The organism is Actinoplanes sp. 13 (genome assembly GCF_056134165.1).
In genome coordinates this window covers 1-26,231 of the sequence record NZ_JBVYOQ010000035.1, presented here as the reverse complement: position 1 = coordinate 26,231, position 26,231 = coordinate 1, and the positions used below count along the sequence as shown (strand labels likewise).

The 26,231-nt window shown below is 71.0% G+C and carries 23 protein-coding genes; 13 read left to right on the top strand and 10 right to left on the bottom strand.

Annotated elements, in window-relative coordinates:
- Positions 1 to 176: 176 nt before the first annotated feature.
- The 4 genes from AC0NH5_RS37985 to AC0NH5_RS37970 all read left to right on the top strand — a co-directional run bounded on the left by AC0NH5_RS37985 (position 177) and on the right by AC0NH5_RS37970 (position 6,751).
- Positions 177 to 3,191: a glycosyl hydrolase 115 family protein gene (locus AC0NH5_RS37985; RefSeq protein ID WP_474412359.1), complete on the top strand. Its 3,015-nt coding sequence runs from the start codon at positions 177 to 179 to the stop codon at positions 3,189 to 3,191.
- Between the two features lie 2 nt (positions 3,192 to 3,193).
- The gene (locus AC0NH5_RS37980; protein WP_474412357.1) at positions 3,194 to 4,435 is read left to right on the top strand and encodes an SGNH/GDSL hydrolase family protein; all 1,242 of its coding nucleotides are present in this window, start codon (positions 3,194 to 3,196) and stop codon (positions 4,433 to 4,435) included.
- A gap of 73 nt (positions 4,436 to 4,508) precedes the next feature.
- Positions 4,509 to 6,593 carry a diguanylate cyclase domain-containing protein gene (locus tag AC0NH5_RS37975; RefSeq protein WP_474412355.1) on the top strand — a complete coding sequence of 695 codons (2,085 nt, stop codon included), beginning with the start codon at positions 4,509 to 4,511 and terminating at the stop codon, positions 6,591 to 6,593.
- Positions 6,590 to 6,751, top strand: coding sequence for a hypothetical protein (locus tag AC0NH5_RS37970; RefSeq protein ID WP_474412354.1), 162 nt, complete (start codon positions 6,590 to 6,592; stop codon positions 6,749 to 6,751). Before AC0NH5_RS37975 ends, AC0NH5_RS37970 begins: the two co-directional genes overlap by 4 nt.
- A 241-nt stretch (positions 6,752 to 6,992) precedes the next feature.
- Here the strand turns inward: AC0NH5_RS37970 and AC0NH5_RS37965 are convergent, their stop codons facing one another.
- A complete protein-coding gene (locus AC0NH5_RS37965) occupies positions 6,993 to 7,628 on the bottom strand; it encodes a tetratricopeptide repeat protein (RefSeq protein ID WP_474412352.1) in 636 nt (211 codons plus the stop codon).
- A 64-nt stretch (positions 7,629 to 7,692) separates the two neighbouring features.
- On the opposite strand from AC0NH5_RS37965, the gene AC0NH5_RS37960 reads away from it, so the two are divergent.
- A complete protein-coding gene (locus AC0NH5_RS37960) occupies positions 7,693 to 8,310 on the top strand; it encodes a YdcF family protein (RefSeq protein WP_474412350.1) in 618 nt (205 codons plus the stop codon).
- Positions 8,311 to 8,488: 178 nt separating this feature from the next.
- Here the strand turns inward: AC0NH5_RS37960 and AC0NH5_RS37955 are convergent, their stop codons facing one another.
- The 3 genes from AC0NH5_RS37955 to AC0NH5_RS37945 form a co-directional block, all read right to left on the bottom strand.
- Positions 8,489 to 8,866, bottom strand: a complete 378-nt coding sequence (locus AC0NH5_RS37955) for a YccF domain-containing protein (RefSeq protein WP_474412348.1) — start codon at positions 8,864 to 8,866, stop codon at positions 8,489 to 8,491.
- Positions 8,867 to 8,994: 128 nt separating this feature from the next.
- Complete coding sequence (locus tag AC0NH5_RS37950; RefSeq protein WP_474412346.1) at positions 8,995 to 9,846, bottom strand: family 43 glycosylhydrolase; 852 nt, start codon at positions 9,844 to 9,846, stop codon at positions 8,995 to 8,997.
- Between the two features lie 152 nt (positions 9,847 to 9,998).
- The gene (locus tag AC0NH5_RS37945) at positions 9,999 to 10,724 is read right to left on the bottom strand and encodes a carbonic anhydrase (RefSeq protein WP_474412344.1); all 726 of its coding nucleotides are present in this window, start codon (positions 10,722 to 10,724) and stop codon (positions 9,999 to 10,001) included.
- 209 nt (positions 10,725 to 10,933) lie between these two features.
- Here AC0NH5_RS37945 and AC0NH5_RS37940 point away from each other — a divergent pair, with 209 nt between their 5' ends.
- The 3 genes from AC0NH5_RS37940 to AC0NH5_RS37930 are packed head-to-tail and all read left to right on the top strand — an operon-like array spanning position 10,934 to position 13,640.
- Positions 10,934 to 12,046 carry a Gfo/Idh/MocA family protein gene (locus AC0NH5_RS37940; protein ID WP_474412342.1) on the top strand — a complete coding sequence of 371 codons (1,113 nt, stop codon included), beginning with the start codon at positions 10,934 to 10,936 and terminating at the stop codon, positions 12,044 to 12,046.
- A complete protein-coding gene (locus AC0NH5_RS37935) occupies positions 12,043 to 12,960 on the top strand; it encodes a DUF6807 domain-containing protein (RefSeq protein ID WP_474412340.1) in 918 nt (305 codons plus the stop codon). Before AC0NH5_RS37940 ends, AC0NH5_RS37935 begins: the two co-directional genes overlap by 4 nt.
- Positions 12,957 to 13,640: a cupin domain-containing protein gene (locus AC0NH5_RS37930; RefSeq protein ID WP_474412338.1), complete on the top strand. Its 684-nt coding sequence runs from the start codon at positions 12,957 to 12,959 to the stop codon at positions 13,638 to 13,640. The genes AC0NH5_RS37935 and AC0NH5_RS37930 overlap by 4 nt, the downstream gene beginning before the upstream one ends.
- Here the strand turns inward: AC0NH5_RS37930 and AC0NH5_RS37925 are convergent.
- Genes AC0NH5_RS37925 through AC0NH5_RS37915 form a run of 3 tightly spaced genes read right to left on the bottom strand, consistent with a single transcriptional unit; the run spans position 13,627 to position 16,648 of the window.
- Positions 13,627 to 14,700 (bottom strand): carboxylate-amine ligase, encoded by a 1,074-nt coding sequence (locus AC0NH5_RS37925; protein ID WP_474412336.1) that lies wholly within the window; start codon positions 14,698 to 14,700, stop codon positions 13,627 to 13,629. The genes AC0NH5_RS37930 and AC0NH5_RS37925 overlap by 14 nt on opposite strands.
- Entirely contained in the window at positions 14,697 to 15,653 is a 957-nt protein-coding gene (locus AC0NH5_RS37920; protein ID WP_474412334.1) for a class I SAM-dependent methyltransferase, read from the bottom strand. Before AC0NH5_RS37920 ends, AC0NH5_RS37925 begins: the two co-directional genes overlap by 4 nt.
- A complete protein-coding gene (locus tag AC0NH5_RS37915) occupies positions 15,650 to 16,648 on the bottom strand; it encodes an iron-containing redox enzyme family protein (RefSeq protein ID WP_474412332.1) in 999 nt (332 codons plus the stop codon). The genes AC0NH5_RS37920 and AC0NH5_RS37915 overlap by 4 nt, the downstream gene beginning before the upstream one ends.
- A 75-nt stretch (positions 16,649 to 16,723) precedes the next feature.
- On the opposite strand from AC0NH5_RS37915, the gene AC0NH5_RS37910 reads away from it, so the two are divergent.
- Together AC0NH5_RS37910 and AC0NH5_RS37905 are read left to right on the top strand one after the other, a co-directional pair.
- The gene (locus tag AC0NH5_RS37910) at positions 16,724 to 16,945 is read left to right on the top strand and encodes a CDGSH iron-sulfur domain-containing protein (RefSeq protein ID WP_474412330.1); all 222 of its coding nucleotides are present in this window, start codon (positions 16,724 to 16,726) and stop codon (positions 16,943 to 16,945) included.
- A gap of 31 nt (positions 16,946 to 16,976) precedes the next feature.
- On the top strand, positions 16,977 to 18,218 hold the full coding sequence (locus tag AC0NH5_RS37905; protein ID WP_474412328.1) for a sensor domain-containing phosphodiesterase: 1,242 nt from the start codon (positions 16,977 to 16,979) through the stop codon (positions 18,216 to 18,218).
- Between the two features lie 174 nt (positions 18,219 to 18,392).
- Here AC0NH5_RS37905 and AC0NH5_RS37900 read toward each other — a convergent pair whose 3' ends face one another.
- Positions 18,393 to 20,693, bottom strand: coding sequence for a putative bifunctional diguanylate cyclase/phosphodiesterase (locus AC0NH5_RS37900; protein WP_474412326.1), 2,301 nt, complete (start codon positions 20,691 to 20,693; stop codon positions 18,393 to 18,395).
- A 64-nt stretch (positions 20,694 to 20,757) separates the two neighbouring features.
- Positions 20,758 to 21,234: a flavin reductase family protein gene (locus tag AC0NH5_RS37895; RefSeq protein WP_474412324.1), complete on the bottom strand. Its 477-nt coding sequence runs from the start codon at positions 21,232 to 21,234 to the stop codon at positions 20,758 to 20,760.
- 170 nt (positions 21,235 to 21,404) lie between these two features.
- Here AC0NH5_RS37895 and AC0NH5_RS37890 point away from each other — a divergent pair, with 170 nt between their 5' ends.
- Positions 21,405 to 23,165, top strand: coding sequence for a carbohydrate-binding module family 20 domain-containing protein (locus AC0NH5_RS37890; protein ID WP_474412323.1), 1,761 nt, complete (start codon positions 21,405 to 21,407; stop codon positions 23,163 to 23,165).
- A 78-nt stretch (positions 23,166 to 23,243) separates the two neighbouring features.
- Here the strand turns inward: AC0NH5_RS37890 and AC0NH5_RS37885 are convergent, their stop codons facing one another.
- Complete coding sequence (locus tag AC0NH5_RS37885; protein ID WP_474412322.1) at positions 23,244 to 24,287, bottom strand: AraC family transcriptional regulator; 1,044 nt, start codon at positions 24,285 to 24,287, stop codon at positions 23,244 to 23,246.
- A 150-nt stretch (positions 24,288 to 24,437) separates the two neighbouring features.
- Between AC0NH5_RS37885 and AC0NH5_RS37880 the strand changes: the two genes are divergently transcribed.
- Together AC0NH5_RS37880 and purU are read left to right on the top strand one after the other, a co-directional pair.
- A complete protein-coding gene (locus AC0NH5_RS37880) occupies positions 24,438 to 24,824 on the top strand; it encodes an HPF/RaiA family ribosome-associated protein (RefSeq protein ID WP_474412320.1) in 387 nt (128 codons plus the stop codon).
- A 147-nt stretch (positions 24,825 to 24,971) separates the two neighbouring features.
- Complete coding sequence (gene purU, locus AC0NH5_RS37875) at positions 24,972 to 25,877, top strand: formyltetrahydrofolate deformylase (protein WP_474412319.1); 906 nt, start codon at positions 24,972 to 24,974, stop codon at positions 25,875 to 25,877.
- Positions 25,878 to 26,231: the final 354 nt, after the last annotated feature.

Here is a 26,231-nt window from a genome sequence, read left to right as displayed (position 1 = left end):
GTCCAGTTCCGAAACTTTCGAAACCCCGCGGGGTGCTGACCTCGGCCCTCTGGTGAACCCGAAATCCGCACACTGCTCGGGGGTTGACTCCTTGACGCTATAGATGGGTGGCTATACGTTACGGAGGCGCTATCGATATGTTTCCGAAACTTTCGGTGCCCCCGGAGGCGTGCCCCATGCGAAGCGTCCTCACGAGCGCGGTTGCCGCGCTCCTCGTCCTCGTCCCCACCCCGTCACCGGCCTCTCCCCGCACGGCCCCGGCCGTGTCCCACGCCGGCGACAGCTATCTGAGCACCCGGCCAGGACCCGGCCGGTTCCCCCTGGTCGCGAACGGCGTGGCCGCGCCGATCGTGACCTCCGCCAACGACCATGCCGGCGTGCTGCGGGTGGCCGGCGACCTCCAGTCCGACCTGCACGCCGCCACCGGCGTGCGCCCGGCCGTCACCGGCGACGTCCCCGCCGGGCAGAACCCGGTCATCGTCGGCACGATCGGCCGCAGCACCCTGATCGACCGCCTGATCCGCGGCGGCAAGCTCGACGTCCGCGGCATCGCCGGCCGCTGGGAAACCTCGCTCCAGCAGGTCGTGGAGAACCCGCTGCCCGGTGTGCGCCGGGCGTTCGTGATCGCCGGCAGCGACCAGCGCGGCACGATCTACGGCGCCTACGACGTCTCCCGCAAGATCGGCGTCTCGCCCTGGCACTTCTGGGACGACGTGCCGGTCCCGCGCGCCGCCGCGTGGTACGCGCTGCCCGGCCGGCACACCCAGGGCACACCGAAGGTGAAGTACCGCGGGTTCTTCATCAACGACGAGAACCCGGCGACCGGCACCTGGGCCCCCGGCTACTTCGGTCCCGGCAAGGCACCCGGCTTCCCGAACGGGTTGAACGCCGACTACTTCGCCCAGGTCTTCGAGACCATGCTCCGGCTCAAGGCCAACTATCTGTGGCCGGCGGTCTGGGGCCGGGCGTTCGCCGAGGACGACCCGCTCAACCACGCCACCGCCAGCAGGTACGGCGTGGTCATGGGCACCTCGCACGAGGCGCCGATGATGCGCGGGATCGAGGAGTGGAACCGGCACGCCAAGGCCGCGGTCCGCGACGCGAACGGGAACATCGTCACGCCGGGCAGCGACCCGTACGGCGGGACCGGCGAGTGGAGCTTCCGGCGCAACCGGGACGCCCTCGTCGCGTACTGGCGGGACGGCGCGCGCCGGATGAAGGAACAGGGTTTCGAGGGTGTCATCACGCTCGGCATGCGCGGCAACGGCGACGTGAGCCTGCCGGACGGCGACGGCATCGACCTGATGAGCACCATCATCGAGACCCAGCGCGAGATCCTGCGGGAGTTCGGCCTCCAGGAGGCGCCCCAGGTGCAGACCCTCTACAAAGAGGTGCAGCGCTACTGGGACAAGGGCTACCAGCCGCCGGAGGACGTGACCGTCGTCTTCTGCGACGACAACTGGGGCAACATGCGCAAGCTGCCGCACCCCGGCCTGCCGGCGCGCAGCGGTGGGTACGGGCTGTACTACCACTTCGACTACGTCGGCGACGGCCGCAACTACAAGTGGGTCGACACGGTCAACCTGGTCAACACGTGGGAGCAGCTGAACCTGTCGTACTCGAAGGGTGTCGACAAGCTCTGGGTGGTCAACGTCGGCGACCTGAAGAACGAGGAGCTGCCCACCCAGTTCTTCCTGGACTACGCGTGGAACCCGGACGCCATCGCGCTGTCCGGCATCGACGACTGGGAGCGGCGGTACGCCGCGGAGAACTTCGGGCCCACCCTGTCCGCCGAGATCGCCGCGGTGCTCGGGGAGTACGGCCATCTGCAGTCCCGGCGCAAGCCGGAACTGCTCAACCGGCGGATCACCGGTGACGCCACCACAGTGGTCTACGACGACCAGGGCAACCCGTACTCCTTGACCGACTACCGCGAGATGGACCGGGTGGTCGCCGAGTGGCAGCGGCTCGCGGCCCGCGCCGAACGGATCCGCCAGCGTGTCCCGGCCGCTGCGCAGGACGCCTACCACCAGCTCGTGAACTACGCGGTGCAGGCGACGGCGAACCTCTACGAGCTGCGCCGGGCCCAGTTCACCAACATCCTCTACGCGGAACAGGGCCGGGCCGCCACCAACGACCTGGCCGACGAGGCGGAAGCCCGGTTCGCCGAGGACCAGGCGATGAGCGATCACTACAACACCGAGCTCGCCGGCGGGAAATGGGCGGGCTGGCAGACCCAACCCAAGATCGGGTACGGGAACGCGGCGCGCTACAACAACGCGGGGTGGCAACAGCCGCAGACCGACAACCACGTGGCGCTGCCCGACGAGATCTACCCGCACCTGAAGCGGATCGAGGTGCCTGCCGCGGCCGCGATGGGCGTGGCCCTGGACGGCGGCGACGCCTCGGTGCTGCCCGAGTTCAGCCCGTGGCAGTCGCAGCCCCGGCAGTACGTCGAGGTCTACAACAAGGGCACCACGCCGTTCTCCTACCGGATCACCGCGGGACAGCCGTGGGTCAAGGTCACGCCGGCTTCGGGACGCGTGGACAAGCAGGTCCGGGCCACGGTGACGGTCGACTGGAAGCGGGCGCCACGGGGTGCTTCGGTCGTACCCCTGACGATCGAAGGCGCGGGAAGCACCCAGGTCGTGCAGGCCCCGGTGCGCAACCCCGCGCTCCGGCCGGCCGGTTTCGCGGAAGCGAACGGCTACGTCGCGATCGACGCCGTGCACCACCACCGCAAGGTGGGCGCGTGGCGGGTGCTTCCCGGCATCGGCAAGGACGCCGACGGCATCACGCCGCTGTCGCCCCGCGAGGGCACGCGCCTGGAGTACAAGGTCACGCTGACCACCACCGGACCGGTCAAGATTTCCGCACACCTGTCACCGCGCAACAACGTGCTGCCGACGCCGGGCCTGCGGTACGCGATCTCGCTCGACGGCCGGTCGCCGCAGACGGTCGACGTGATCGCGGCGACCGGCGCCGACGACACCACGATGAACCGGCAGTGGGCCCGCAACACCTCCGACAACATCAACATCACCACGACCACGCACACCGTCGAGAAGGCCGGCACGCACACGCTGACCTTCCACGCCGTCGACCCGACGGTGATCCTGCAGCGGCTCGTGATCGACACCGGTGGCGTCGAGTACAGCTACCTGGGGCCGCCCGAGAGCCGGAGGTACTAGCCGTGCGCCGACGTACCGTGCTGGCCTCGGGCGGGGCCGCCGCCTCAGCGGTCCTGCTCGGCCGGGAAATCAACAAGCACCCGCGCTGGGTGCACACCTGGACCGCGATGCCGCAGCTCACCGAGCCGCACAACCTGCCGCCCGCGCCGTTCACCGGCACCGACTCGGTGCTCGTGGACACCACGCTGCGGCAGACCGTGCGGGTGACGATCGGAGGCCGGCAGCTGCGCGTCCGGTTCTCCAACGCGTTCGGCGGGGCCGACCTGCCGATCACCGGGGCCGCCGTGGCGCTCCCGGTGGACGGCCGGTCGGGGGTCGCGGACATCCGGCCCGGGAGTTCGCGTCCGCTGACCTTCGGCGGGCGGCGGGACGTCGTGGTGCCGGTCGGGGCACAGATCGTGTCCGACCCGGTCGACGTGTCCCTCGCACCGGGCTCCATCCTGACGATCACCACCTATCTGGCGGCCGGGCAGGCCACGCTGGCCCTGACCTCGCATCCCGGCTCCCGCACCACGTCGTGGTTGCTCGCCGGGGACCAGCTGGCGGCGTCCCAGCTGACCGGGGCCACCCCGACCGACCACTGGTACCTGATCAGCGGCGTCGAGGTGAAAGCTGCCGAGACCAACGGCCTCGTGCTGCTCGGCGACTCGCTGACCGACGGACGGGGCTCCACCACCAACGGCAACGACCGGTGGCCGGACCAACTGTTCGACCGGTTGCGGCGCCGCGACGTCGCGGTGCTCAACCAGGCGGCCGGCGGCAACCGGGTGCTGCGCGACGGGCTCGGGCCCAACGCGATGGCCCGGCTCGACCGGGACGTGCTCGCGGTCAGCGGGGCGACCTGGCTGCTGGTCTTCGAAGGCGTCAACGACATCGGCACCGCCGAGGCCACCGACGCGGCCCAGCGCCAGGTGGTGTCGGACCTGGTCGGCGCGTACCGGCAGATCGTGCTGCGCGCGCATGCCCAGGACATCGTGGTTTACGGGGCGACGCTCACCCCGTTCGGCGGAAACATCTACGACGACGCCGGGGGACTGCGGGAACGGTCGCGGCAGGCGGTCAACACCGCGATCCGGAGCGGGATCTTCGACGCGTCCGTGGACTTCGACGCCGCCGTCCGTGACCCGGCCGAGCCGTGGCGGATCGCGGACACCTTCGACACCGGTGACAACCTGCACCTCAACCCGGCGGGATACGCGGCGCTGGCCGCCGCCGTGCCACGCCGCCTTCTCACCGTCAGATAGGGATTTCTCAAGTCGGTGAACGCCGCGCCGATGAGGGCGGGGTTGAATCCCCGCCCTCGGAGGTGCCCGCAGCATGAGCAGCGCCGGGCCGGACGCGGTCCACGAGCAACGGAGGCGGGCCATCCGCTCCGGGTTCGTGTACTGCTGCCTGCCGGCGGTGCTCACCGCGGCCTACGCCGTCGCCACCTGGGACCGGCCCGGCCGCCCGGCGATGCTCGCGGTGGTGGCCGCGGTCCTGCTCTCCGCCGCCGTGGCCGGGCTGGTCGCCACCCAGCTGGTGCGCACCCGCTGGTGGATGCTGCCCCAGCACCTCGGTGCCCTCGGCAACCTGGCCGGATATGTGTCCCTCGCGCTGCTCGACGGCGGGGTGGCCGGGCCGGTCGGCGCCTTCATCCCGACCTCCACGGTGCTGCTGGCCACGGTGTTGTTGCCGCGGGCCTTCGCCGGTGTGGTCGCGCTCAACACCATCGGGTACGGCCTGTTGGTCGCGTACGGCGACCCGGCCCCGCCCGGTTACTGGCAGGTCCACGCCCTGGCCTTCGGCGCCGCCGCGGTGCTCTGCCTGCGGCACTCCATGGTGCTCGCCTCACTGCGCCGCCGCCTCTCCCACAGCTCCCGCATCGACCCGCTCACCGGCTGCCTCAACCGGCGCGGCTTCGATCAGCGGCTCGCCGCCGAACTGGCCTGCTCCGGCCGGCCGCTCACCCTGGTGCTGCTCGACCTCGACCACTTCAAGCAGGTCAACGACGCGTACGGGCACCGGGCCGGCGACGACCTGCTGGCCTGGGTCGGGCACGAGCTGCGCGCGGCGGCCCGCGGGCACGGCGCGGCCGGGCGGCTCGGCGGAGACGAATTCGCGCTGCTGCTGACCGAGCCCGCCGAGGTGGACCAGATCGTGGCACGGCTCCGCGAGCGGCTGCCGCTGAGCCTCGGCGTGGCCTCCTACCCGCAGGACGCCGCAGACGCCGAGGCACTTTCCGGGGTCGCTGATCGCCGCCTCTACGCGGACAAGGTGGCGCGGGTACGGCGTGCTCCGTCCGCTGCGCAGCTCGCCGCGGCCTCCCGGGCCGCGTCGTCCCTGCCGGGTGACCCGGCCGCCCGGACCTCGGTCTCCCGGCGGGAGCGGCGCCGGCACTCGATCGCCGACCCGGGCTGGATGGCGATCGCCCAGACGTCGGTCGCGATGATCTACCTGGCGCTGTTCACCACCGGGCATCCACACCACGAGGCGATGCTGGGCATCTGCCTCTGGGGCTTCGGCTCCGGGCTGGCGGTCGTGCTCGGCGCGGACTGGCTCAGCCGGGCCCGCTGGGCGCGCCCGCTCATGCTGGCGTTCGCGGTCAGCTCGTTCGTCAGCTGCGCCGGCATCGCCCTGCTCGACGGCGGGGTGACCAGCCCGCTCGGCGTCGGCATGCTGATCGCGATCCCGCTGCTGACACTCGGGATGCGCCCGCTGGTGGCGGCCCCGGTGGGGTTGGCGGCCGGTGCGCTGTACGTCGCGGTGGGCGTGATCGCCGGCACCGACGCCTGGTACGTCGTGATCAACCTGCTCAGCACCACCGCGACCGCCGTGGCGTGCGCGTTGCAGGGCCGGGCGGCCGCCGTCCAGCGCCGGATGCTGACCCGGCTGTCGTCCCTCGACGTCCTCACCGAGGTCTTCAACCGGCGCGGATTCGGCGAACGGTTCACGGCGGAACTCGACCGGGTCCGGTCGGACCGGCTCGGCGCGGCGCTGCTCGTCGCAGACCTCGACGGCTTCAAACGACTCAACGACGCGTACGGCCACGCCGCCGGCGACGACCTGCTCCGCTGGGTCGCCGCGACCCTGCGCGAACGCGTCCACCCGGACGACCTGGTGGGCCGGCTCGGCGGCGACGAGTTCGTGATCATGCTGCGAAGCGAGCGGGCGGGGATGGCCGAACAGGCCCGGGCCACGGCCGAGAAGCTGACGGCGGCGCTGGCGGAACGAACGGCCGTGAGCATCGGGGTGGCGGTGCTGGACGTCGACGGGGACGACTTCGACAGCCTGTACACGGCGGCTGACACGCGTCTCTATCAGCAGAAGGCCGGGCGCCATGAACGGCTCCTGGCTCGGCGGCTGCCGTCTCGCGGCTCCAGGGATGAAACCGCCGGTGAGCGGGAAGTCATGCGGGGATGACCGACGAGACGAGGATCGAGCCACCGCTGTCACCCGACCCGCCCGCGCCGCCCGGCCAGGAGGACCTGAAGGCCCCGGACCTGCCGTTGCCGATGGCCGACAAGGACGACCGAGAGGTCCCCGACGAGGAGTCGAACGCCGGCGAGGCTTCATCCTGACCGGCGCTGCTCTTGGTGGCACTGCTCTCGATGGCGCTGCCTGAGTGACGCTGTGGCGGCCTGGATCAGGGGCCGCCACAGCGCTGTTCACTTCTTCTTGGCCTTCTTGCTCTTTTTGTCTTTCTTGTCCTTCTTCGACTTCTTCGCCATCGAACGCCCCTCTCCTGGTCGTCGCAACCGCGACGCCGGTGGCATCGCGTAGCCGCCTGGCCCCGAGGGGCAACGGCCACCGAGAATTAACCTAAAGGTCGCCTGGATGGGATGTCACCCAGCGCGAATATGAATTAGCTGTAAGTAACGACAAGTGGGCGAAGTCCGATTTCGTGGCAATAACACGTGCGGTTACTTCGGCCCGCTCCAGGTGTCCTGGGGATCCGGCACCTCGCGGCCGTGACGGCAACGCCGCCCGCCAGCCGACGATGACCCGGACCTCGGGATCGTCGTGTTTGAGCGACCTCTTCTCCACCAAAATCTCGACAGCCTCGTCAAACGCTCTACGGGCCGCATCGGTCCTGCCCATGGCGGCAAGTGATCGGGCGTGGATCGCGGTCGCCCGTGCTTGGCTGGTCGCGTCGTGAACCTCGGCGCCGAACGTGGCGGCGCATTGCCGGTAGTACTCGGCGGCCTCGGCGTGGCGGCCCTGGAGCCGTCGCAGATCCCCGAGCCGCATCAGCGTGAAGCTCTTGAGGCGAGGATGCTGTGACACACCCCGATCATCTCTGGCGGCGGCGTGGGCCAGGCTGCGCTGATAGCAACGCTCGGCCGCGTCGTGCCGTCCGGCGAGCACACAGGCCTGACCGAGGGCGTCCTCTTCGGTCTCACCTGAACGGGACCGAGGCAGAATGCCGGCAGACCCGTCCGCGCCGACGGCACACACCACAGGAGCCTTCGTGTCCCAACCACCGCCGACAGCAGGGGACTACCGGCTCCTTGCGGACATCATGACCGGGCCGCACGGGGACACCCCCTCGGCCGGCAGCCCCGTCGACCTTCTGGTGGTGTTCGGCTGCGCCGATCCCGAGGTCGGGCGCACCGCGGCACGGCTCCACCGCGACGGCCTGGTCCGCCACGTCGCCTTTTCCGGCAACGTCGGCAAGGACTCCGGTGCACTCCCCGCGCTCGGGATCTCCGAGGCGGCCTTTCTGGCGTCGATCGCCGTCGGAGAGGGCCTTCCGCCCGAGGTGGTGCTGTTGGAACGTCAGGCCCGCAACGGGGCGGAGAACGCGGCGTTCGCCCTGAAGCTGGCGGCCGGACGCGGCCTGCTCTCCCGCGGAACACGGCTGGCGTCGCTCGCCCCCGCTGTCCGGAGCCGGCGGTTGTACGAGGAATTGCGTTTCCAGGCGGCCAGAGCTCTGCCGGAGGCGGCGACGGTGACCGGGTACGCGAGCGGCGTAGTCGATCCCGAGGATCCGGCGACCAGACTCGAGCTGTTGCGCGAGCTTCACGGCCTGGCGACGATGCACGCGTCGGTTCCGCCGCGCGTGCATCGTCAGGACGAATTCCAGACGGGCGGCTCCCACCATCGCCTCGCCCAACTGGCTCAGCAGATCACCATGTGATCAGCCGGAGACGCGAGCCGAGCCCACCCGGCGTGGCGAGTTCGGGTCCGCTGCGCGCCGTAAGTCCCCACGCAGCGGTCCAGCGCTCGTTGTGTGGGGAGTTCGGGTGCGTTGCGCGCCGTAAGTCCCCACGCAGGGGTTTCGGTGCGTGGGGTGGGCGGGCTAACCACGGGCGGGGTCAGGGGAGGTCGACGATCTCGCGGCCCAGGGGCCAGAGGGCGGCGGGGACCAGCTTGAAGTTGGCGATGCCGAAGGGGATGCCGATGATGGTCACGCACTGGGCGACGCCCGCCACGACGTGGGCCAGGGCGATCCACCAGCCGGCGAGGACGAGCCAGAGGATGTTGGCGATGCCGGAGGGCAGGTTGGCGCCGGGGCGGTCGACGATGGTGCGGCCGAAGGGCCACAGGGAGTAGACGGCGAGGCGGAGCGAGGCGACGCCGAAGGGGATCGTCACGATGAGGGCGAAGCAGATGAGCGCGGCGAGGCCGTAGCCGAGGGCGAGGACGAAGCCGCTGCCGAAGATGAACCAGAGGACGTTCAGTAACAAGCGCACGTCCTCAGAGTGACGGATGCCCGCCACCGGCGAGGAATCGCCGCGCGGCCCGGACCACGACGGCGGCCTCGGCGAGTTGCCGGGGCAGCGCGTCGGTGGCCCGGACCGCTCAACGGTGCGTGGGGCGCTTACCTGACGGTGGCTGTGCCGTGGCGGCAGCCGGAGCAGCCGACGGCGCTGAGGCCGGTCCAGGTGTTGAGGTCGGAGCTGGTGGCTGTCCACACGCCGCCGTTGGTGTACTTGTCGACGTAGATGCGCCAGCGGCCGTCGTCGAGGCGGACCAGGGACGGTCCCTCGTAACCGGACGACCAGAGTGTGCCCCGGTTGACCCACCCCTCGTACAGGTTGGCGGTGGTCGTCCAGTGCTCGATGTACTTGGTCGTCTCGTTCTTGGTGAAGGCGTGCCAGGTGTTGCCGGACTTCACCACGAACGTGTCGATGTGGTTGGTGCCGAGGCCCCACATCTGGGCCGGGGCGCTCCACGAGGTGAGCGAGGTGTTCCGGGCGGTGTAGACGTACGGGCGGAAGCACCACGCGCAGGCGGTCGAGGCGACGCTGGTGATGATGCGGACGACGCCGTTCTCGACGTAGAACTCCGGCGCCCAGGTGTAGTTGGCGCCGGAGATGCCGGCCGGCACGCTGGCCACGTTCGACCAGGAGGTCAGGTTGGTGCTGGTGGCGATGTTGAAGTACGTCGCGTTCGTGGTCCACGACTGCACCGTGTACGCGATGTAGTAGCGGTTGTTGTACTTCAGGATGCTCGGGTCGCGCAGGACGCCGGTCGGCCCGCGGAAGTTGGTGTCGCTGAGCACGGTGTAGCTGGTGCCGCCGTTGGTGGACTGGTAGATCCACAACTCCTGGTCGGCGGCGCCGTCGCCCTTGAACGTGGAGTAGATCAGGGTGGTCGCGGCGCCGGCGGGCTGCGGGGCCACGAGGGCGCCGAGCAGCACGGCCAGCAGCGCGGTGAGGATGCGTTTCATGACGCCTCCGGTGAGCGCTGATGGGGGAGGGGGTGGCTCGGTGCGCACGGGCCGAAAGCAAAGTGTTTCGTCTATGTTAACGATCACATTGGAGGTGTCAAGAAGGCCGCCCTCGCCGAACGTGCGAGGGCGGCCCAGGGCCTACGGCAGTCTCAGATCAGGGTCACCAGACCGCTGTCCAGGTCGTACCGTGCGCCGACCACCACCGTCTCCCCGTGGTGCACCTTCTCCCGGACGATCTCGCTCTGCTCGACGATCGCGGCGACCTGCGCGCGGACGTTGGCCCGGACGGCCAGTTCCACGCCGTCGGGAGCGTTCACGAACGGGGTGACGATCGGGCGCAGCGCCTCGACGATCGCGCCGATGTGCCCGGGTGCGTGGCCACCGGTGCGGACCACGTCGAGGGCCGCCGAGACGGCACCGCAACGCTCGTGGCCGAGGACCAGGACGAGCGGCGGGGCGAACTCCTCGAGCGCGTACTCGATGCTGCCCAGCAGCAGGTCGTCGACGAGGTTGCCGGCCACCCGGTCGTCGAAGACGTCGCCGATGCCCTGGTCGAAGATGATCTCTGGCGCCACCCGGGAGTCGGCGCAGCCGAGCACCACGGCGAACGGGTCCTGGCCGGCCGCGACCTCGCGGACCCGGGCGGGGGTCTGGTGCGGGTGGCGGGCGTGGCCGGCGGCGAAGCGCCGGTTGCCGGCCAGCAGGGCCTTGATCGCGGCCTGCGGGGTGGCCGGCGGCTGGTCGGTCAGCGGCGCGGCGGCGGCCGACCCGGCCAGGGCCAGCGAGCCGGCGACGGCGCCGCCCGCGGTGAGCAGGGCGCGCCGGCCCACCCTGGACTGACTCGGCACGGATTGGCGGAGTTCGGACTCCAACATCGGGATCCCCCATCATCGATTGACAGTGAGGATCTTTCTCTTTCGCGGCGACCCGGCCCAGTGAATTATCGCGATCATGACACTCGCCACTGGCGTCACTTTTGAAGCGTTACAAGCGTAAACCCATGCGTGCGCTTGACCTCATGGCCTTTGGGCTGCCAACGTCGACGGTGTCCTATCGGTGACGTTTCAAGGAGGCGGCGCGACGCATGTCCACAACCCGACACCGCGCGGCGATCGTCGGCACCGGCGCGATCGCCGCCGCACACGCGAGTGCGCTCCGCGACCACCGGGACCGGATCCGGCTCACCGCGGTCGTCGACGTCGACATCGATCGCGCCCGCACGTTCGCCGCGGCCTGGGACGCGCCTGACGTCTTGCCGGACCTGACCACGCTGCTCGCCGCCGGCGAAGGCCACCGGGAGGTGGACCTGGTGCACCTCTGCACGCCGCCCGCGACGCACGCGCCGCTCGCCCTCGCCTGCCTGCGGGCCGGGGCGAACGTGCTGGTCGAGAAGCCGCCGACGCTCTCGCTCGCAGAGCTCGACATGCTCACGGCGGCGTCGCGGGAGACCGGGGCGCACGTGGCGACTGTGTTCCAGCACCGCTTCGGCGCCGGGGCGATCCGGTTGCGCGCGATGGCGGCGGCCGGTGAGCTCGGCCGGGCGCTGCTGGCCACCTGCGAGACCCAGTGGTACCGCGACGACGCGTACTTCGAGGTGCCGTGGCGGGGCCGGTGGGAGACCGAGGGTGGCGGGCCCACCATGGGGCACGGCATCCACCAGTTCGACCTGCTGCTCTCCCTGCTCGGTCCGTGGGAGCAGGTCACCGCGGTCGCCGCGCGACGCGGGCGGGAGGTGGACACCGAGGACGTGTCGATGGCGCTGGTCACGTTCGCCGACGGCACCGTCGCCTCGGTGGTCAACTCGGTGGTCTCGCCACGGCAGACCTCCCGCCTGCGGCTCGACTTCGAGCACGCCACGGTCGAGCTGGACCACCTCTACGGTTATCGCGACGCCGACTGGACGATCACCCCGGTCCCGGGGCACGGCGACGTCGCCACCCGCTGGAACGCCGACCCGTCGGACGTGGAGAGCGGGCACACCGGGCAACTCGCCGCGGTGCTGGACGCCCTCGACGCCGGCACACCACCACCGGTCACCCTCGGCGAGACGAGACGGACCATGGAGTTCATCGCCGCGCTCTACTCGTCGGCGTTCACCGGCGCCCCGGTGCGGGCCGGTGAGATCGGGCCGGACAGCCCGTTCGCCGCCCGGATGGACGGCAGCGGCGCGCCGTGGAACCCGGTGCGGGCCCGATGACCGTCATCGTCGACCACGCGCTCGGCCGCTCGGTCACCGTCTCCGCCGGCGACGTCGCCCTCTTCACGTACGTGTACCGGCCGGACACCCCGCGGCTGGAGTCGCCGAAGCCGTACCTGCATCCGGTCCGCACACTGGCCGGTGAGCTGGTGTCGCTGTACCGGCCGCACGACCACGTCTGGCACAAGGGGATCGCCTGGTCGCTGCCGTACGTCGGCGAGCACAACTTCTGGGGCGGGCCCACCTATGTGCACGGCCGCTCGTACGTGCAGCTGGCCAACAACGGCAGCGCCACCCACCGGGAGATGACCGAGCTGACCGCGACCGGTGCCGGCGCGACGATCCGGCACGAGCTGGACTGGACGTCGCAGCAGGGCGCGCCGGTCATCGCCGAGCAGCGGTCGCTCACCGCGCGCGTCGCCGGCCCGGCGAGCTGGGTGCTGGTCTTCGAGACCCGGATGACCAACGTCTCGGGCGCCGTCCTGAGCTTCGGCTCGCCCACCACGAAGGGCCGGGAGAACGCCGGGTACGGCGGCCTGTTCTGGCGCGGGCCGCGGTCGTTCGCCGGCGGCACCGTCCAGTCGCCGGACGGAACCGGGGCGGACGACCTGCGCGGCCGGCGGGCCGCATGGTTCGCGTTCCGCGGCCGGCACGACGGCACGGGCGCCGCGTCGACGATCGTGATGGTCGACGACACCGCCAACCCGCGGCACCCGCCGCAGTGGTTCACCCGCAGCGAGCAGTTCGCGTGCCTCAACCCGGCGCCGTTCTTCAGCGCCGAGCTCGACCTCGCAGACGGGGCGGAGCTCACCTTCCGGTACGCGGTCGTCGTCGCCGACGGAGACCACGGCGAGTCGTCTACTCGTACGCTCGCTGATCTGGGCAGAAGTGCGCTGGGGCCGGCGGCCGGATGAGTACCTATCAGGCGTTTCCGGGCGGCACCTCGGTGACGCGCCTGACGGTCTATCCGGACCGATGCGCCGCGGACGGTCTGGCCGGCGGCACCCCGCACGTGCATCTGGCCTCGACCGAGGCGTACGTGGTGATCGGCGGCAGCGGTGAGCTGCACACGCTGGACGTCTCCGGGCATCGGGTGACCCCGCTCGCGGAGGGCTCGACGGCGTGGTTCGCGCCGGGTGTGATCCATCGTGCGGTCAACTCGGGTGACCTGCGGGTCGTCGTGGTGATGTCGAACGCCGGGCTGCCCGAGGCGGGCGACGCGGTGATCACGTTCCCGCCCACGACGATCGCCGACCGGGACCGCTATCGGGAGGCTGTCAGCCTGCCGGTGGCACAGCGCCGGGAGCTGGCGGTCGAGGGGTTCCGGCGGCTGGTGCGCGACCCGTCGGCCCTGGCGGCGTTCTACGACGCGGCGGTGGCGCTGGTCCGCCCGGATGTCGCCGGGTGGCGGGAGCTGTGGCAGGCGACGGTCGCCGAGCAGACCCGCCGCACCGAAGCCGTCCTCGACGCGCTGGCCGCCGGTGACGGCTCCCACCTGCGGGAGGCCGCCCTGCACCAGGCGCCGCAGAGCGCAGCCGACCGGCTCGGCATGTGCGGCCGGCTGCGCACCCACGACGTCCTCAACCCGGACTGAGCTCCTGGAGGGCAGCGGGCACCGAGCCGGTACGCGCCAGCAGCTCCCGCTGCCGCTGCGCGCCGGTGCCCTCGATGCGCAGCCGGCTCAGCTCCGCCTCGACCCGGTCCAGGTCGCCGAGCTCCTTGAGCGCCGGGGCCACCGTGGCCAGCAGATCGTCGACCAGCTCCCAGGCCGGCCGCGGCCGCATCCGCCGCAGGTCCAGCAGGGTGCCGTCGAGTCCCTGGTGGGCAGCGTTCCAGTGCGCCGCCTGCAGCACGCCGTCCGGGATCTCGAACTCCTCCACCGAGGGCAGCGCGGTGGCGACCAGACCCCGGATCAGCCCGGTGAGCAGCACCGTGTCGGCAGCGCTCAGGCACACGTCGGTGACCCGGACCTCGACGGTCGGGTATTTCTCCGACGGCCGGGCGTGCCAGAGGACCAGGCTCGCGTCGAGCATCGCCCCGGAACGCACCAGCAGCTCCACCGTCCGGTCGAAGTCCGCGGCGGTCGCGAAGTGCGGCGCCGGCCCGAGGCTGGGCCACCGGTCCAGCTGCATGGCCCGCCAGCTGGCGTGCCCGGTGTCGGCGCCGTCGTGGAACGGCGAGTTGACGCCGAGCGCCTGCACCACCGGCAGCCACGGCCGCAGGAAGTTGCCGACCCGGATCGCCGTCTCCCGGTCGGGCACCCCGACGTGCACGTGGCAGCCGCAGACCGCGGGGTCCCGCACGATCGGGCCGTAATGGCGGGCGATGTCCTGGTACCGCGGGTTGTCGCTGACCGTCAGCCGCGGCTCGCCGACCGGCGTGGCGCCCACCGCGACCAGCCGGCAGCCCGCGGCGGCGGCAGCTTCCGCGGCGGCCCGCCGGTGCCGAGTGAGGTGCTGCTCCACCTCGGCGAGGCCGGTGCAGACCGGGGTGACCATCTCCAGCATGCTGTGCCGGAACTCGCGGCGGCTGTGCTCCAGCAACTCCGCCGGGAGCGCCGCGAACACCGCGTCGGCGGCCGGTACGTTCTCCGCGGTCGCCGGGTCGAGCAGGAGGAACTCCTCCTCGACCCCGACCGTCAGGGCGGCGCTCACCTCGCCGGGCGGGTGGCGGTCAGGACCACCACGGCGATCCGCTCGGCGTGCGCGTACGCCTCGCCCTCCAGCTCCTCGTCGTAGACGTCCGGGTCCACCTCGCGGTAGGACCACTCCAGCTCCGTCCCGGCGAGCCGGTCGGCGGCCGCCTGGCGGAACGGGTCCTGCCCGTCGATGATCCCGGTGCCGCTGAACAGCACCAGCGATCCGCCCGGGGCGAGCCGTTCGGCGGCCGCGTCGATGATCGCCAGGGACAGTTCGTAGCCGTTCTCGCCGCCGTCCCGGTACGCCCGGCCGGCCGGATCGATCATGAACGGGGGATTGGAGATGATCAGGTCGAAGGTGCCGTCGACCTCGGTGAGCAGGTTGCTGTGGCACGGCCGCACCCGGGACAGCCCGGCGAGGATCGTGTTGACCCGGGCGTACCGCAGCGCGTCGGGGTTGATGTCGACCGCCAGCACCTCGGCCTGCGGTGCCCGCTTCGCGACGGCGATCGCCCCGGCCCCGGTACCGCAGCCGATGTCCACCGCCCGCCGCACCGGCAGCTGCCGCGCCTCGACGTGCGCGGCGGCCGCGTCCGCCATCCGGTAGGTGTCGGGGCCGAAGAACACCGAGTCGGCGTCGGTGGTCGGGAACGCCGAGTGGACGAACAGCTCGCCGTCGTAGGTGGAGAACCGGACCCGGCTGCGCCACAGGTCGCCGGAGCGGTCCAGCACGCCGGCCGCGTCCATCAGCGTCACGATCCGCTCCGGCAGCAGGTCCGGCTCGAACGGCCGGCTCCACCCGAAGACGTCGCGCAGGCTCGTCGCCCGCGCGTTGCCGGGCCGGGCGTTGACCTTCTCGTGGGTGGCCGGCGTGACCGTGGTGAAGATGTACCCGGTGGCCTTCAGCTCCTGGCCGAGTTCGGCCAGCGCGGTGTCGGTGTCGATGTCCGGCTTGGCGGTGAGCGTCATGCGGCAGCCTTTTCCGTGAGTTCCGAGGCAGGATCGAACACCGACGACCGGCCGGCCGCCCAGGTGTCGAGCAGATCGCCCGCCCATACCGCGTCGAGGGTCAGCGCGCAGCGGGCCCCGAAGATCACATCCCCGGCCAGCTCCGGCTCCGCCTTGGCGAACGCCCCGGCCAGGTCGTGCGCGGCGATCTGCTCGTGCACCGCGTCCGCCTCCACGTGCTCGTCGTAGAAAGCGGTCGCCTCGGCGTCGCCGCCGAGCCGGCGCAACCCGTTGCCGTACGCCCGGTTGGGCTGCGTGGAGGTCATCTCATAGGCGGCGAGGTGCCCGATGATCCCGCCGCGACGGCGTCGGTGCATCCCGAGGAACGACATCAGGTTGTTGTTCGCCAGGGTGGCCGTGGTGGCCGAGTCGACGTACGCCCCGTACGCCAGGTCCAGGCCGAACCACCGCATCGTCTGCTTGAACAGCTCCTGATGCATGCGGCCGGTGACGCCGCCACCGTACTCGTCGATCTGGATCTCGATGAGCGCCGCCTTCGCGTCGCCGCCCAGCCGGGGGATCGCCCAGGTGTGCGGGTCGGCCTCACGCAGGTGATAGACCGAGCGGTGCATGACGAACTCACGGAACTGCTCGTACGTCGCCCGGCCGCGCAGGTAACCGGAGAGCGACGGCCCGCCATCGGCGTCGGCGATCTCCCGCAGCAGGGCCGGCACCGTTTCCGGCTCGACCGGCGACGGGGGGCCGACCAGGTCGTACAGATGCTCCTCGAACTGTCCCTCCAGTGCGGTGCGCAGCCGCAGCATGCCGGTGTCCCACTCCCACCGGTCGTCCACGCCGTCCCAGCCGCGGTACGCCAGCTCGTAGCAGACGAAGAGAGCGAGATGCAGGTCGTCCTCGGAGGTCGCACCCGGTCGTGCCGGCAGTGTGCGGCCCTTCCCACCGAGAACATCGATCAGCACGGCCGACACCGGTCCCCGTGCAGCAGGAAGCTTCATGGCCCCAAGGCTTCCCCGCACACCGGCTCGCAAACGATCAGTTTCGACCCGTCGTGACAGGGAAGAAACCCAGCCGTGACCGCCTCCATCGTTCCGTACGAGGACGGCCCGCTGATCGTGCGGGGCGACTTCGAGATCCGCACGCCTGACGGCGAGGCCATCGACCCGGGACGCGGCACGGTCGCGCTGTGCCGGTGCGGGAAGTCCGCCGTCAAGCCGTTCTGCGACGGCACCCACAAGGCCGCCGGCTTCCGGGCCGGCAGCGGACGGCAGAGCCCGGCACCGCGAAAGCCTTAATCCGCGCTCGTCGCTGCCGATGAGGCACCTCGTGCAGCACATTCACGACGTGCTCGACCAGCGCGCCATCACCCCTGTGTTCCAGCCGCTCATCGACCTGGCGACCGGGCGTGCCGTCGGTTACGAGGCACTCAGCCGTGGCCCCGCCGGGACGCCTTGGGAGATGCCCGGGGCGCTGTTCGGTGCGGCGCGGGCCGTCGGCCGGGAGGCCGAGCTCGACTGGATCTGCCGAGCCGTCGCCTACCGGGCGGCGCTGGCCGGCGGCCTCGGGCCGGACCTGACGCTGTTCGTGAACATGGAGCCGACCGCGTGGCGGGCCGGCTGCCCGGCCGACCTGGCGCCGCTCGTCGAGCACGCCCGGACCCGGCTGCGGGTGGTCACCGAGATGACCGAGCGGGCCATCGCCGACGACCCGGCGGCGCTGCTGTCGGCCGTCGAGAGCTGCCGGGAGGCGGGCTGGGGGGTGGCGCTCGATGACGTCGGCGCGGACCCGATGTCGCTGGCCCTGATGCCGTTCGTGCACCCGGACGTGGTGAAGCTCGACATGGGGCTGCTGCACGCCCCGGACGAGCCGGCCACCGCGCGGGTGGTGGCGGCGGTCTCCGCGTACGCCGAGGCCAGTGGCGCCGTGGTGCTCGCCGAGGGGATCGAGACCGCCCGGCATCTGGCCATCGCCCGCACCATGGGCGCCACCGTCGGCCAGGGCTGGCACTTCGGCCGTCCCGGACCGTTGCCGCGGCAGAGCACAGCCGGCGTGCGCCTGCCGCTGCTGCCGCCACCGCGCCACGACGACCGGACCCCGTTCGAGATCGTCAGTGCGGTGCGGCCGGTCACGCGTGCCACGAAAGCCCAGCTCATGCCGCTCAGCCGGCACATCGAGGCGCTGGCCGGCGACGGCCCGGAGCCGCCCGTCCTGCTCGCCTGTTTCCAGGAGGCGCGGCACTTCACCCCGCGCACAGCGATCCGCTTCGAACGCGTCGCCGCGCACAGCCCGCTGGTCGCGGCGCTCGGCGCCGGCCTGGCAGTCGAACCCGTGCCCGGCGTGCGTGGCGCCAACCTCGGCGACGACCGGCTCCGCGGCGAGTGGAACGTGCTGGTGATCGGCCCGCACCGGGCGGCCGCGCTGGTCGCCCGGGACCTGGCGGACACCGGACCGGACCCGGAGCGGCGGTTCGACTTCGCGATCACCCACGACCGGGCACTGGTGGTGGAGGCGGCGCGGTCGCTGCTGCACCGGCTGGCCCCGGTCCGGGTGCCGGCCCTGCTCAGCTAGGCCTTTCACCCTTTTTGGTACGCCCAGACAGGTCCCGGGGCCACCCCGCGACCGTCTGCCCACTCCGGGCCGCAGCGCGGCCGCCGGGCGGAAGCGTGGCGGCCGGGCAGTGTGTGAAGTTCGGGTTCGCTACGGGGCCGAACTTCACACACTGCCCGTTGCCCCGCCGCTTTCTCAGACCCGTGAACGCTCCTGGACCAACTCGCTGATCTGCGCCGCCGGCACCGGCCGCGAATACAGATATCCCTGCCCGTACTCGTACCCGAGCTCCCGGATCAGATCCTGCTGCTCCACGGTCTCGATGCCCTCGGCGACCGAGGAGAAGTCCAGCGCCCGTGCCATCTGGCTGACCGCCGTCGCGACCGCCGCCTGCCGCCCCACCGTGGTGATCGACTCCACGAACGAGCGGTCCAGCTTCAGGGTCGTCACCGGGCAGGTCAGCAGCAGGCCGAGCGACGAGGCGGCGGTGCCGAAGTCGTCGAGCGCCAGCCGGACGCCGAGCCCGCGCAGGGCGAGCATCGTCTCGATCGACTGCTCGTCGTCCAGGACCGCGGTCTCGGTCACCTCGATGCTGAGGCAGCCGGCCGGCAGCCCGGTCTCCGCGAGCACCGCGGTGACCTCGGCGACCAGGCCGGGCTCGCGCAGCTGGCGGCCGGCCACGTTGACGCCGACGGTCAGCGGCTCGCGGTCCGGGAACTCCCGCCGCCACCGCGTGGCCTGACGGCACGCCTCGGCGAGCGCCCACCGGCCGATCGCGACGATCTGCCCGGTGCGCTCGGCGACCGGGATGAACTCGGCCGGCGAGACCAGCCCGCGGCTCGGGTGGTGCCAGCGGATCAGCGCCTCCACACCGGTGAGCCGGTCGTCGGCGAGGCGCACGATCGGCTGGTAGACGAGGCTGAACTCGCCCGCCTCGATGGCCTGTGCCAGCTCCCGGATGAGGGCCGCCTCCGCGGTGATCCGGGCGCCCATCTCGTCGGTGTACGCCACCCAGGTGCCCTTACCGCGGCGTTTCGCCTCGTACATCGCGATGTCGGCGTTGCCGAGCAGCGCGGACGGGTCGTCGCCCGGCCGGGCCCCGGTCATCCCGATGCTGGCCCGGGCGATGACCGTGTGCTGGTGCAGCTCGATCGGCTCGGCGAGCCGGCGCAGGATGCCCTGGGCCACCAGCGCGGCGCCCTCCTGGCCGGTGCCGCGCAGCAGCACGGCGAACTCGTCACCGCCCAGCCGCGCCACCACGTCCCGCTCCCGGACCGCCGCGCGCAGCCGCTGGGCCACGCTGAGCAGCAGGGTGTCCCCGGCAGCGTGGCCCATGGTGTCGTTGACGGTCTTGAAGTCGTCCAGGTCGATCAGCAGCACGGCGGCCTCGGCCGGATTGGCCTGCACCACCTCGCTGAAGTGCGCTCGGTTGGCGAGCCCGGTCAGGCTGTCGAACGAGGCGCGCACGCGCAGCTCGTCCATGGCCACGTCGAGACGGCCGATCAGCACCATGTTGTCGTGGAACGCGACCAGCTGCCGGCCCGCGACCAGGCAGGTGATCACCACGACGCCGACGGTTGCGCCCAGCAGCTGCGAGGACGACTTCTCCGGCAGCATCAGGAAGAACACCACGAACGTGACGGCGACCATTCCGTACGGCAGCAGGCTGTACGGCCGCCGCTTGTTCGCGCTCTGCGGGTCCCGGGTGCGCAGCACGATCTCCTGGATCCACGGTCCGACCGCGATCAGGATCGACGGCAGCAGCCGGATCACGTAGACGTACGCGTGGTCGACGCTCTGGAAGGCGCCCGGCAGGAACGTGCTGACGCCCTGCACGATCGGCGCGGAGACCATCGGCCAGGCGGCGATCCGGGCCATCGGCGGCTTCTTGATCAGCGCGACCTTCGTGGCCGAGAACGTCGCGACCAGCACCAGGGCGGCGGTCACGCCGGCGTTCACCCGGTCGACGTCCGTGCCGCTCATCGGGTTGACCGCGAAGCACCAGGCGACCACCCCACCGCCGACCAGCACGGTTGTCGCGTCCAGCCAGAAGACGAACTTCTCGCGTACCGTCCGCAGGCCCTGCGGGAAGATCAGGCAGGCGATCACGTTGCTGCACATGCCGACGGCGAAGAACGCGGTCTGCACGGCGTTCCCGTTCAGCGACGGCTCGCCCGGCGCGATGAGGGTCTGCAGGGCCTGGCAGGAGTCGCCGACGGTGAACGCCGCACCGGCGAAGGCGATCATCGACCAGAACCGGCGGTAACGGACGTGGGCGCGCCGCCGCAGGCGCCAGGCGCCTAGCGCGAGCGCCGCGTCCAGCGGCACCTGGGCCACCCAGAAGGCCTGCATCTGGCGGACCGGATGCCCGTCCAGGGCGAAGAAGAGCGCGAAGGCGAACAGGGTGACGCCGGCCAGGGTGAGCAGCACCGGGTCCCGCCGGATGCTGTCCCAGGCATGTGCCGAGGGCCGGGCTGCCGGCCGTGAGATCCGCACTCGTCCTCCCTGAGTCCCCCGGATGATCGGTCCGGCCGAGGGAAAACCAAGGATTCTGCGCGGATCAGGCCCGATATTGCCGGTCGTGATGGATGAGCGGCTCGGTGGCCGTTCCCAGCAGCACCGACGAGACGCCCGCGATGACCACCGTCGACGAACCGACCGGGATCCGGTGCATCGGCGTGCAGCGCAGCGACGCCACGGCGTCCGGTAGCACCGGTTCGCCGGTCGGCAGCTGGTCCCACCCCTGGTCGGGGGTGAACCGCGGCCGGTCGCTGTGCGCGAAGTCGTGGGCCAGGGCCGCGTGCCGGGAGCCCAGCAGGTTGACCACGAGACTCGGCGCCGCCAGGACGCCGAGCGCGGAGCGCGAGGACAGCACCGAGAACGACAGCGCCGCGGGTTCCGCCGAGACCGACGCCACGCTGGACACGGTCAGCCCCACCGGACCGGCGGGCGAGGTGGCGGAGATGATCGCAACCCCGGTCGGATAGCGGCGGAACGCCGCCTTGAGCCGTTCACCGAGGCTGATGTCGCTGAGCACCCGGCAAACATAGAACCTCAACGTAAGTTGAAGTCAACCCGCGTGATCTTCCGCATAGACGATCCTTGACGGCCCTTCGGCGCGTCCCTATCTTGAGTCGCAAGTGTTTTCAGAAAGTTTCAACTGTGTTGCTGCAAGAATCCCCACCTTCCCCCGGCACAGGAGCAGCTATGACAAGAAGAAGGAGCCGTCTGGCCAGCGTGCTGGCCGCCGTCACCCTCGCCGCCGGCCTCGGCGGCTTCGGCATCGCCTCGCTCGCCACCAGCCCGGACGCCCACGCCGCCCCGCCCGGCGAGAAGGACGTCACCGCGGTGATGTTCGAGTGGACCTTCGCCTCGATCGCACGCGAGTGCACGACGAAGCTGGGCCCGCTCGGCTACGGATACGTCCAGGTCTCCCCGCCGCAGGAACACATCCAGGGCGCCCAGTGGTGGACGTCGTACCAGCCGGTCTCCTACGCCATCGCCGGCCGCCTCGGCAACCGGGCCGCCTTCAGCAACATGGTCAACACCTGCCACGCCGCCGGCGTGAAGGTCGTCGTCGACACCGTGATCAACCACATGAGCGCGGGCTCCGGCACCGGCACCGGCGGCACCAGCTACTCCAAGTACAACTACCCGGGGCTCTACTCCGACCAGGACTTCCACTCCTGCCGGACGGCGATCAACAACTACGCCAACCGGTCCAACGTGCAGGACTGCGAGCTGGTCAACCTCTCCGACCTCAACACCGGCAGCGACTACGTACGCGGCCGGATCGCCGGCTACCTGAACGACCTGACGTCCCTCGGCGTGGACGGCTTCCGGATCGACGCGGCCAAGCACATGTCCGCCGCCGACCTGGCCGGCATCAAGGCCAAACTGACCAACCGCAACGCGTTCTGGAAGCAGGAGGTGATCTTCGGCGCCGGTGAGGCGGTCCAGCCGACCGAGTACACCGGCACCGGCGACGTGCAGGAGTTCCGGTTCGCCCGCGACCTCAAGCGGATCTTCCTCAACGAGAACCTCGCCTACCTCAGCGACTTCGGCGCCTCCTGGGGTTACCTGCCCAGCAGCCAGGCCGGCGTGTTCGTCGACAACCACGACACCGAGCGGGTCGGCGACACCCTGAACTACAAGAACGGCTCGGCGTACACCCTCGCCCAGGTCTTCACGCTGGCCTGGCCGTACGGTGCGCCCGACATCAACTCCGGCTACGAGTTCAGCAACCACGACCAGGGCCCGCCGAACAACGGCACGGTCAACGCCTGCTACACCGACGGCTGGAAGTGCCAGCACGCCTGGCGGCAGATCGGCAACATGGTCGGCTTCCGCAACACGGTCCGCGGCACCGCCGTCACCAACTGGTGGACCAACGGCAACGACCAGATCGCCTTCGGCCGCGGCAACCGGGGCTACGTCGCGATCAACCACGAGGGCAGCCCGCTCACCCGCACGTTCCAGACCTCGCTGCCGGCCGGGACGTACTGCGACGTCCAGCACGGTGACCCGGGCTCGGGCTCCTGCCCGTCGTACACGGTGAACGGGTCCGGCCAATTCACCGCCACCGTCCAGCCCGGCGAGGCGATCGCGCTGCACGCCGGCGCCACCGGCGGCTCGACCACCAACCCGACCACGCCGCCCACCTCGTCACCGGGTGCCTCCGGCGCCACCTTCGGCGTCACCGCCACGACCAGCCCCGGCCAGAACATCTTCGTCGTCGGCAACCAGGCCACCCTCGGCAACTGGGCCCCGGCGGCCGCGGTCCCGCTCTCCGCGGCCGCGTACCCGATCTGGCGCGGTACGGTCTCGCTGCCGGCCGGCACCGCCTTCCAATACAAATACCTCCGCAAGAACAGCGACGGCTCGGTCACCTGGGAGTCCGGCGGCAACCGCACGGCGACGGTGCCGGCGAGCGGATCGGTGACGCTCAGCGACACCTGGCGCAACTAACGGCCCACCAGCGTGGGGACTTGGGGTTCGTATCGCACCGCAAGTCCCCACCCACATGTCTGGGGGTCGGTGGGGCGGTCAGGCGCGGAGGGTGTGGCTGGGCGACTCGCCATAGACCTTGCGGTACTCGGCGGCGAAGCGCCCCGCATTCGGGAACCCCCACCGCCGGGCGATCATCTCGACCGTGTCACCGCGCGACCGATCACCGGACCGCAGGTCGTGATAGGCCCGCTCCAGGCGCACCCGGCGCAGATGGCCGGTCGGCGTGGTGTCCCGGTGCCGGGCGAACGCGGCCTGCAGACCCCGCACGCTCAGCCCGGCCGCCGCGGCGATGTCCTCACACGTGATCGGCTGATCGGCGTGCGCGTCGATGTAGGCCACCGCCCGCCGCACCGCCTTCGGGTCGACCCGGCCCGGCCCGGCGGTATAACTACTGGTCATGGTCGTGTTCGGAAAAACCGCCAAGGCGGTCGCGGCCACCAGCTCCACCAGACTGCGGTTCACCAGCGGATGCCCGGCCGCCGGCTGCTCACCGGAGAAGGCGCTGCGCACATAGTCGGCCGTGGCGAGCCAATGCCGGTTCATCTCCGGCGACACCGCGGTCATGCTGGTGAACCGGAAACCGTCCGGCTGCGCCCCGGAACGGGCCGCCATCCGCACCACCGAGGCCTGCGGGATCTGCGTCAGATGCAGCTCCGTCCGCTCCCAGGCCGCCCCGAACGGGCGGTCGAACGGCAACACCACCGAAGCGCCCGGACCCACCCGATGCAGGTCCCTGCCGTTACGAGCCGCATAACGGCCGCTGCGGAACGTCAGGACCGCCATGGTCGGAAACGGCTCACAGGTCGCCTCGACCGCGGCGCGATAGGTCACCTCGTCGAACGAGAGATCCGGCGTGGCCGTGGTGCCCGCCCGGAACAGGAAGTCCGCTGCCGCGTCACGCATCTGGACGCGGTGGCCGCCGTACATCTGGCAGACGATCTCGTACGCCACAGCGAGATCGGCGGTCTCCACCTCGCCCCGCTGCACCGGCACGGAGGCGGGCGTCGACTCCATGGCGGCCTCCATCCACAGCCGGCTCGCCTCGCAACGGACGCGCAGCACGAAAAGCGTCGGATGCACGCTATACCTGCGCCCGGCCCGGTGCACCGGGAACGGATGACTGTTCCGCCTTCCGGGGCGTCGTCCGGTCGTACACCGCCGGGTTCGGGTTCGAAAAAAGGCAGGTGGGTAAGAGCTGTCTCGTCCCGTTCGCCGGATCGAGGAGGTCTCATGAGCGCTGTCGCGAACCCCGCCACCGTCCAGGACTGCCTGCGGGTAGGCGCCGGATTTTCACAGGGTGACCGGACCTGGATCGCCGAGCAGTGCGCCACCCTGGACGCCCGGCTCGCCGCCTTCCACGCCGACAGCACCGAACTGGAGATCTCGGTGAAGGACCGCGGCGCCCGCGGTCAGAAAGTAACCCTGGAATGCTGGATCAGTGGCCGGGAGAAGGTCGTCACCACCTCCACCGAGGAAGACCTGCACGCGGCGATCATGGACTGCCGCGACGACCTGCGGCGGCGGCTGAACGACCAGAAGACGCGCCAGGAACCGCGGCACAACCGGCACCTGCGTGAGGTCCCGCAGCCCGAGACCGACGTGCCACTGGAGCCGTGACGAACGTCTGCCCACCACCCGCCCCGGCGTGCTCGCCGGGGCGGTTTCGTGTTCTTCCCAGGTGGGAACGGGCCGCCCCGGTCCGCTAACCTGCACGATCGCCGCGCACCATGCTCGGTAAAAGCTTTCGAAAGGACGCTGAACACCGTGACCCTGACCCAGCACGCCCCCGCACCGATCGCGCCGGCCGCGCCCACCACCGACCAGGCCGTCCTGATCGTGCACGGACGCGACCGGACCGGGATCGTCGCGGCGATCAGCGCCGTGCTCGGCAAGCACGAGGCCAACATCGTGTCGCTGGACCAGCACTCCGACAACCCGCACGGCGGCGCCTTCTTCCAGCGCACCGTCCTCAGCAAGCCCGGCCTCAAGGCGGCCCTCCCGCACATCGAGCGGGACCTGCGGGAGAAACTGGCCGACGGCTTCGACCTGGAGTACACGCTGCGGGACCTCTCCGTCCCGAAACGGGTCGCGCTGTTCGCCTCCAAGGCCGACCACTGCCTGCTCGACCTGCTGTGGCGTCACCGGCGCGGTGAACTGCCGATCAAAGTGGTGATGGTGATCTCCAACCACGCCGACACCGCCGACGAGGTCCGCTCCTTCGGCATCCCGTTCTTCCACGTGCCGTCGTCCGGCCCGGACAAATCCGCCGCGGAGGCCCAGCACCTGCAACTGCTCGCCGGCAACGTCGACTTCATCGTGCTGGCCCGCTACATGCAGATCCTGTCCGGGGACTTCATCGAACGCGTCGGCGTGCCCATCATCAACATCCACCACAGCTTCCTGCCGGCGTTCATCGGGGCGGGCCCGTACGCCAAGGCCAAGCAGCGCGGGGTGAAGCTGGTCGGAGCGACGGCGCACTACGTCACCGAGGACCTGGACGAAGGGCCGATCATCGAGCAGGACGTGGTACGCGTGAACCACGCCCACACCGTGGCGGAACTCCAGCGCCGGGGGGCGGATGTGGAGCGTGCTGTGCTGTCGCGGGCCGTCCTGTGGCACGCCGAGGACCGTGTCATCCCGCACGGGAACCACACCATCGTCTTCCAGTAAGCCCGTCTTCCGGTAGTTCCTTTCTGGCCGTGCAGCCGCCGGGGTGAGCTCTCCATTTCGGCTGGCTTCCGCTTGGGTCCGGGCGGTGCGTTCGGTTGCGCGAGCGGAGCGGTTTGGGCGGGGATGGCCCACTCCGGGCGGTCAGGCTTGATCCCTGCGTGGACCATCCCCGCCCAAAACCTTGCCTGCTCACCCTGGGTGGCGCGCCTCGCTCTCGGCTGGCCCAGCGAGTGAGCTGACTGCGAAGCTCCGGCCGCCGTCCAACCAGTTGCGCTGCCACGCCACGCGGCGCCGTCACGCCACGCGGCGCCGTCACGCCACGCGGCGCCGTCACGCCACGCGGCGCCGTCACGC

Bases quoted from the DNA above. Each gene is read 5' to 3' on its own strand.
- AC0NH5_RS37930 (WP_474412338.1), top strand. From the start codon at position 12,957: ATGAGTACCTATCAGGCGTTTCCGGGCGGCACCTCGGTGACGCGCCTG.
- AC0NH5_RS37975 (WP_474412355.1), top strand. From the start codon at position 4,509: ATGAGCAGCGCCGGGCCGGACGCGGTCCACGAGCAACGGAGGCGGGCC.
- AC0NH5_RS37915 (WP_474412332.1), bottom strand. From the start codon at position 16,648: ATGAAGCTTCCTGCTGCACGGGGACCGGTGTCGGCCGTGCTGATCGAT.
- AC0NH5_RS37935 (WP_474412340.1), top strand. From the start codon at position 12,043: ATGACCGTCATCGTCGACCACGCGCTCGGCCGCTCGGTCACCGTCTCC.
- AC0NH5_RS37960 (WP_474412350.1), top strand. From the start codon at position 7,693: ATGACCGGGCCGCACGGGGACACCCCCTCGGCCGGCAGCCCCGTCGAC.
- AC0NH5_RS37950 (WP_474412346.1), bottom strand. From the start codon at position 9,846: ATGAAACGCATCCTCACCGCGCTGCTGGCCGTGCTGCTCGGCGCCCTC.
- AC0NH5_RS37985 (WP_474412359.1), top strand. From the start codon at position 177: ATGCGAAGCGTCCTCACGAGCGCGGTTGCCGCGCTCCTCGTCCTCGTC.
- AC0NH5_RS37945 (WP_474412344.1), bottom strand. From the start codon at position 10,724: ATGTTGGAGTCCGAACTCCGCCAATCCGTGCCGAGTCAGTCCAGGGTG.
- AC0NH5_RS37940 (WP_474412342.1), top strand. From the start codon at position 10,934: ATGTCCACAACCCGACACCGCGCGGCGATCGTCGGCACCGGCGCGATC.
- AC0NH5_RS37890 (WP_474412323.1), top strand. From the start codon at position 21,405: ATGACAAGAAGAAGGAGCCGTCTGGCCAGCGTGCTGGCCGCCGTCACC.
- AC0NH5_RS37920 (WP_474412334.1), bottom strand. From the start codon at position 15,653: ATGACGCTCACCGCCAAGCCGGACATCGACACCGACACCGCGCTGGCC.
- AC0NH5_RS37880 (WP_474412320.1), top strand. From the start codon at position 24,438: ATGAGCGCTGTCGCGAACCCCGCCACCGTCCAGGACTGCCTGCGGGTA.
- AC0NH5_RS37970 (WP_474412354.1), top strand. From the start codon at position 6,590: ATGACCGACGAGACGAGGATCGAGCCACCGCTGTCACCCGACCCGCCC.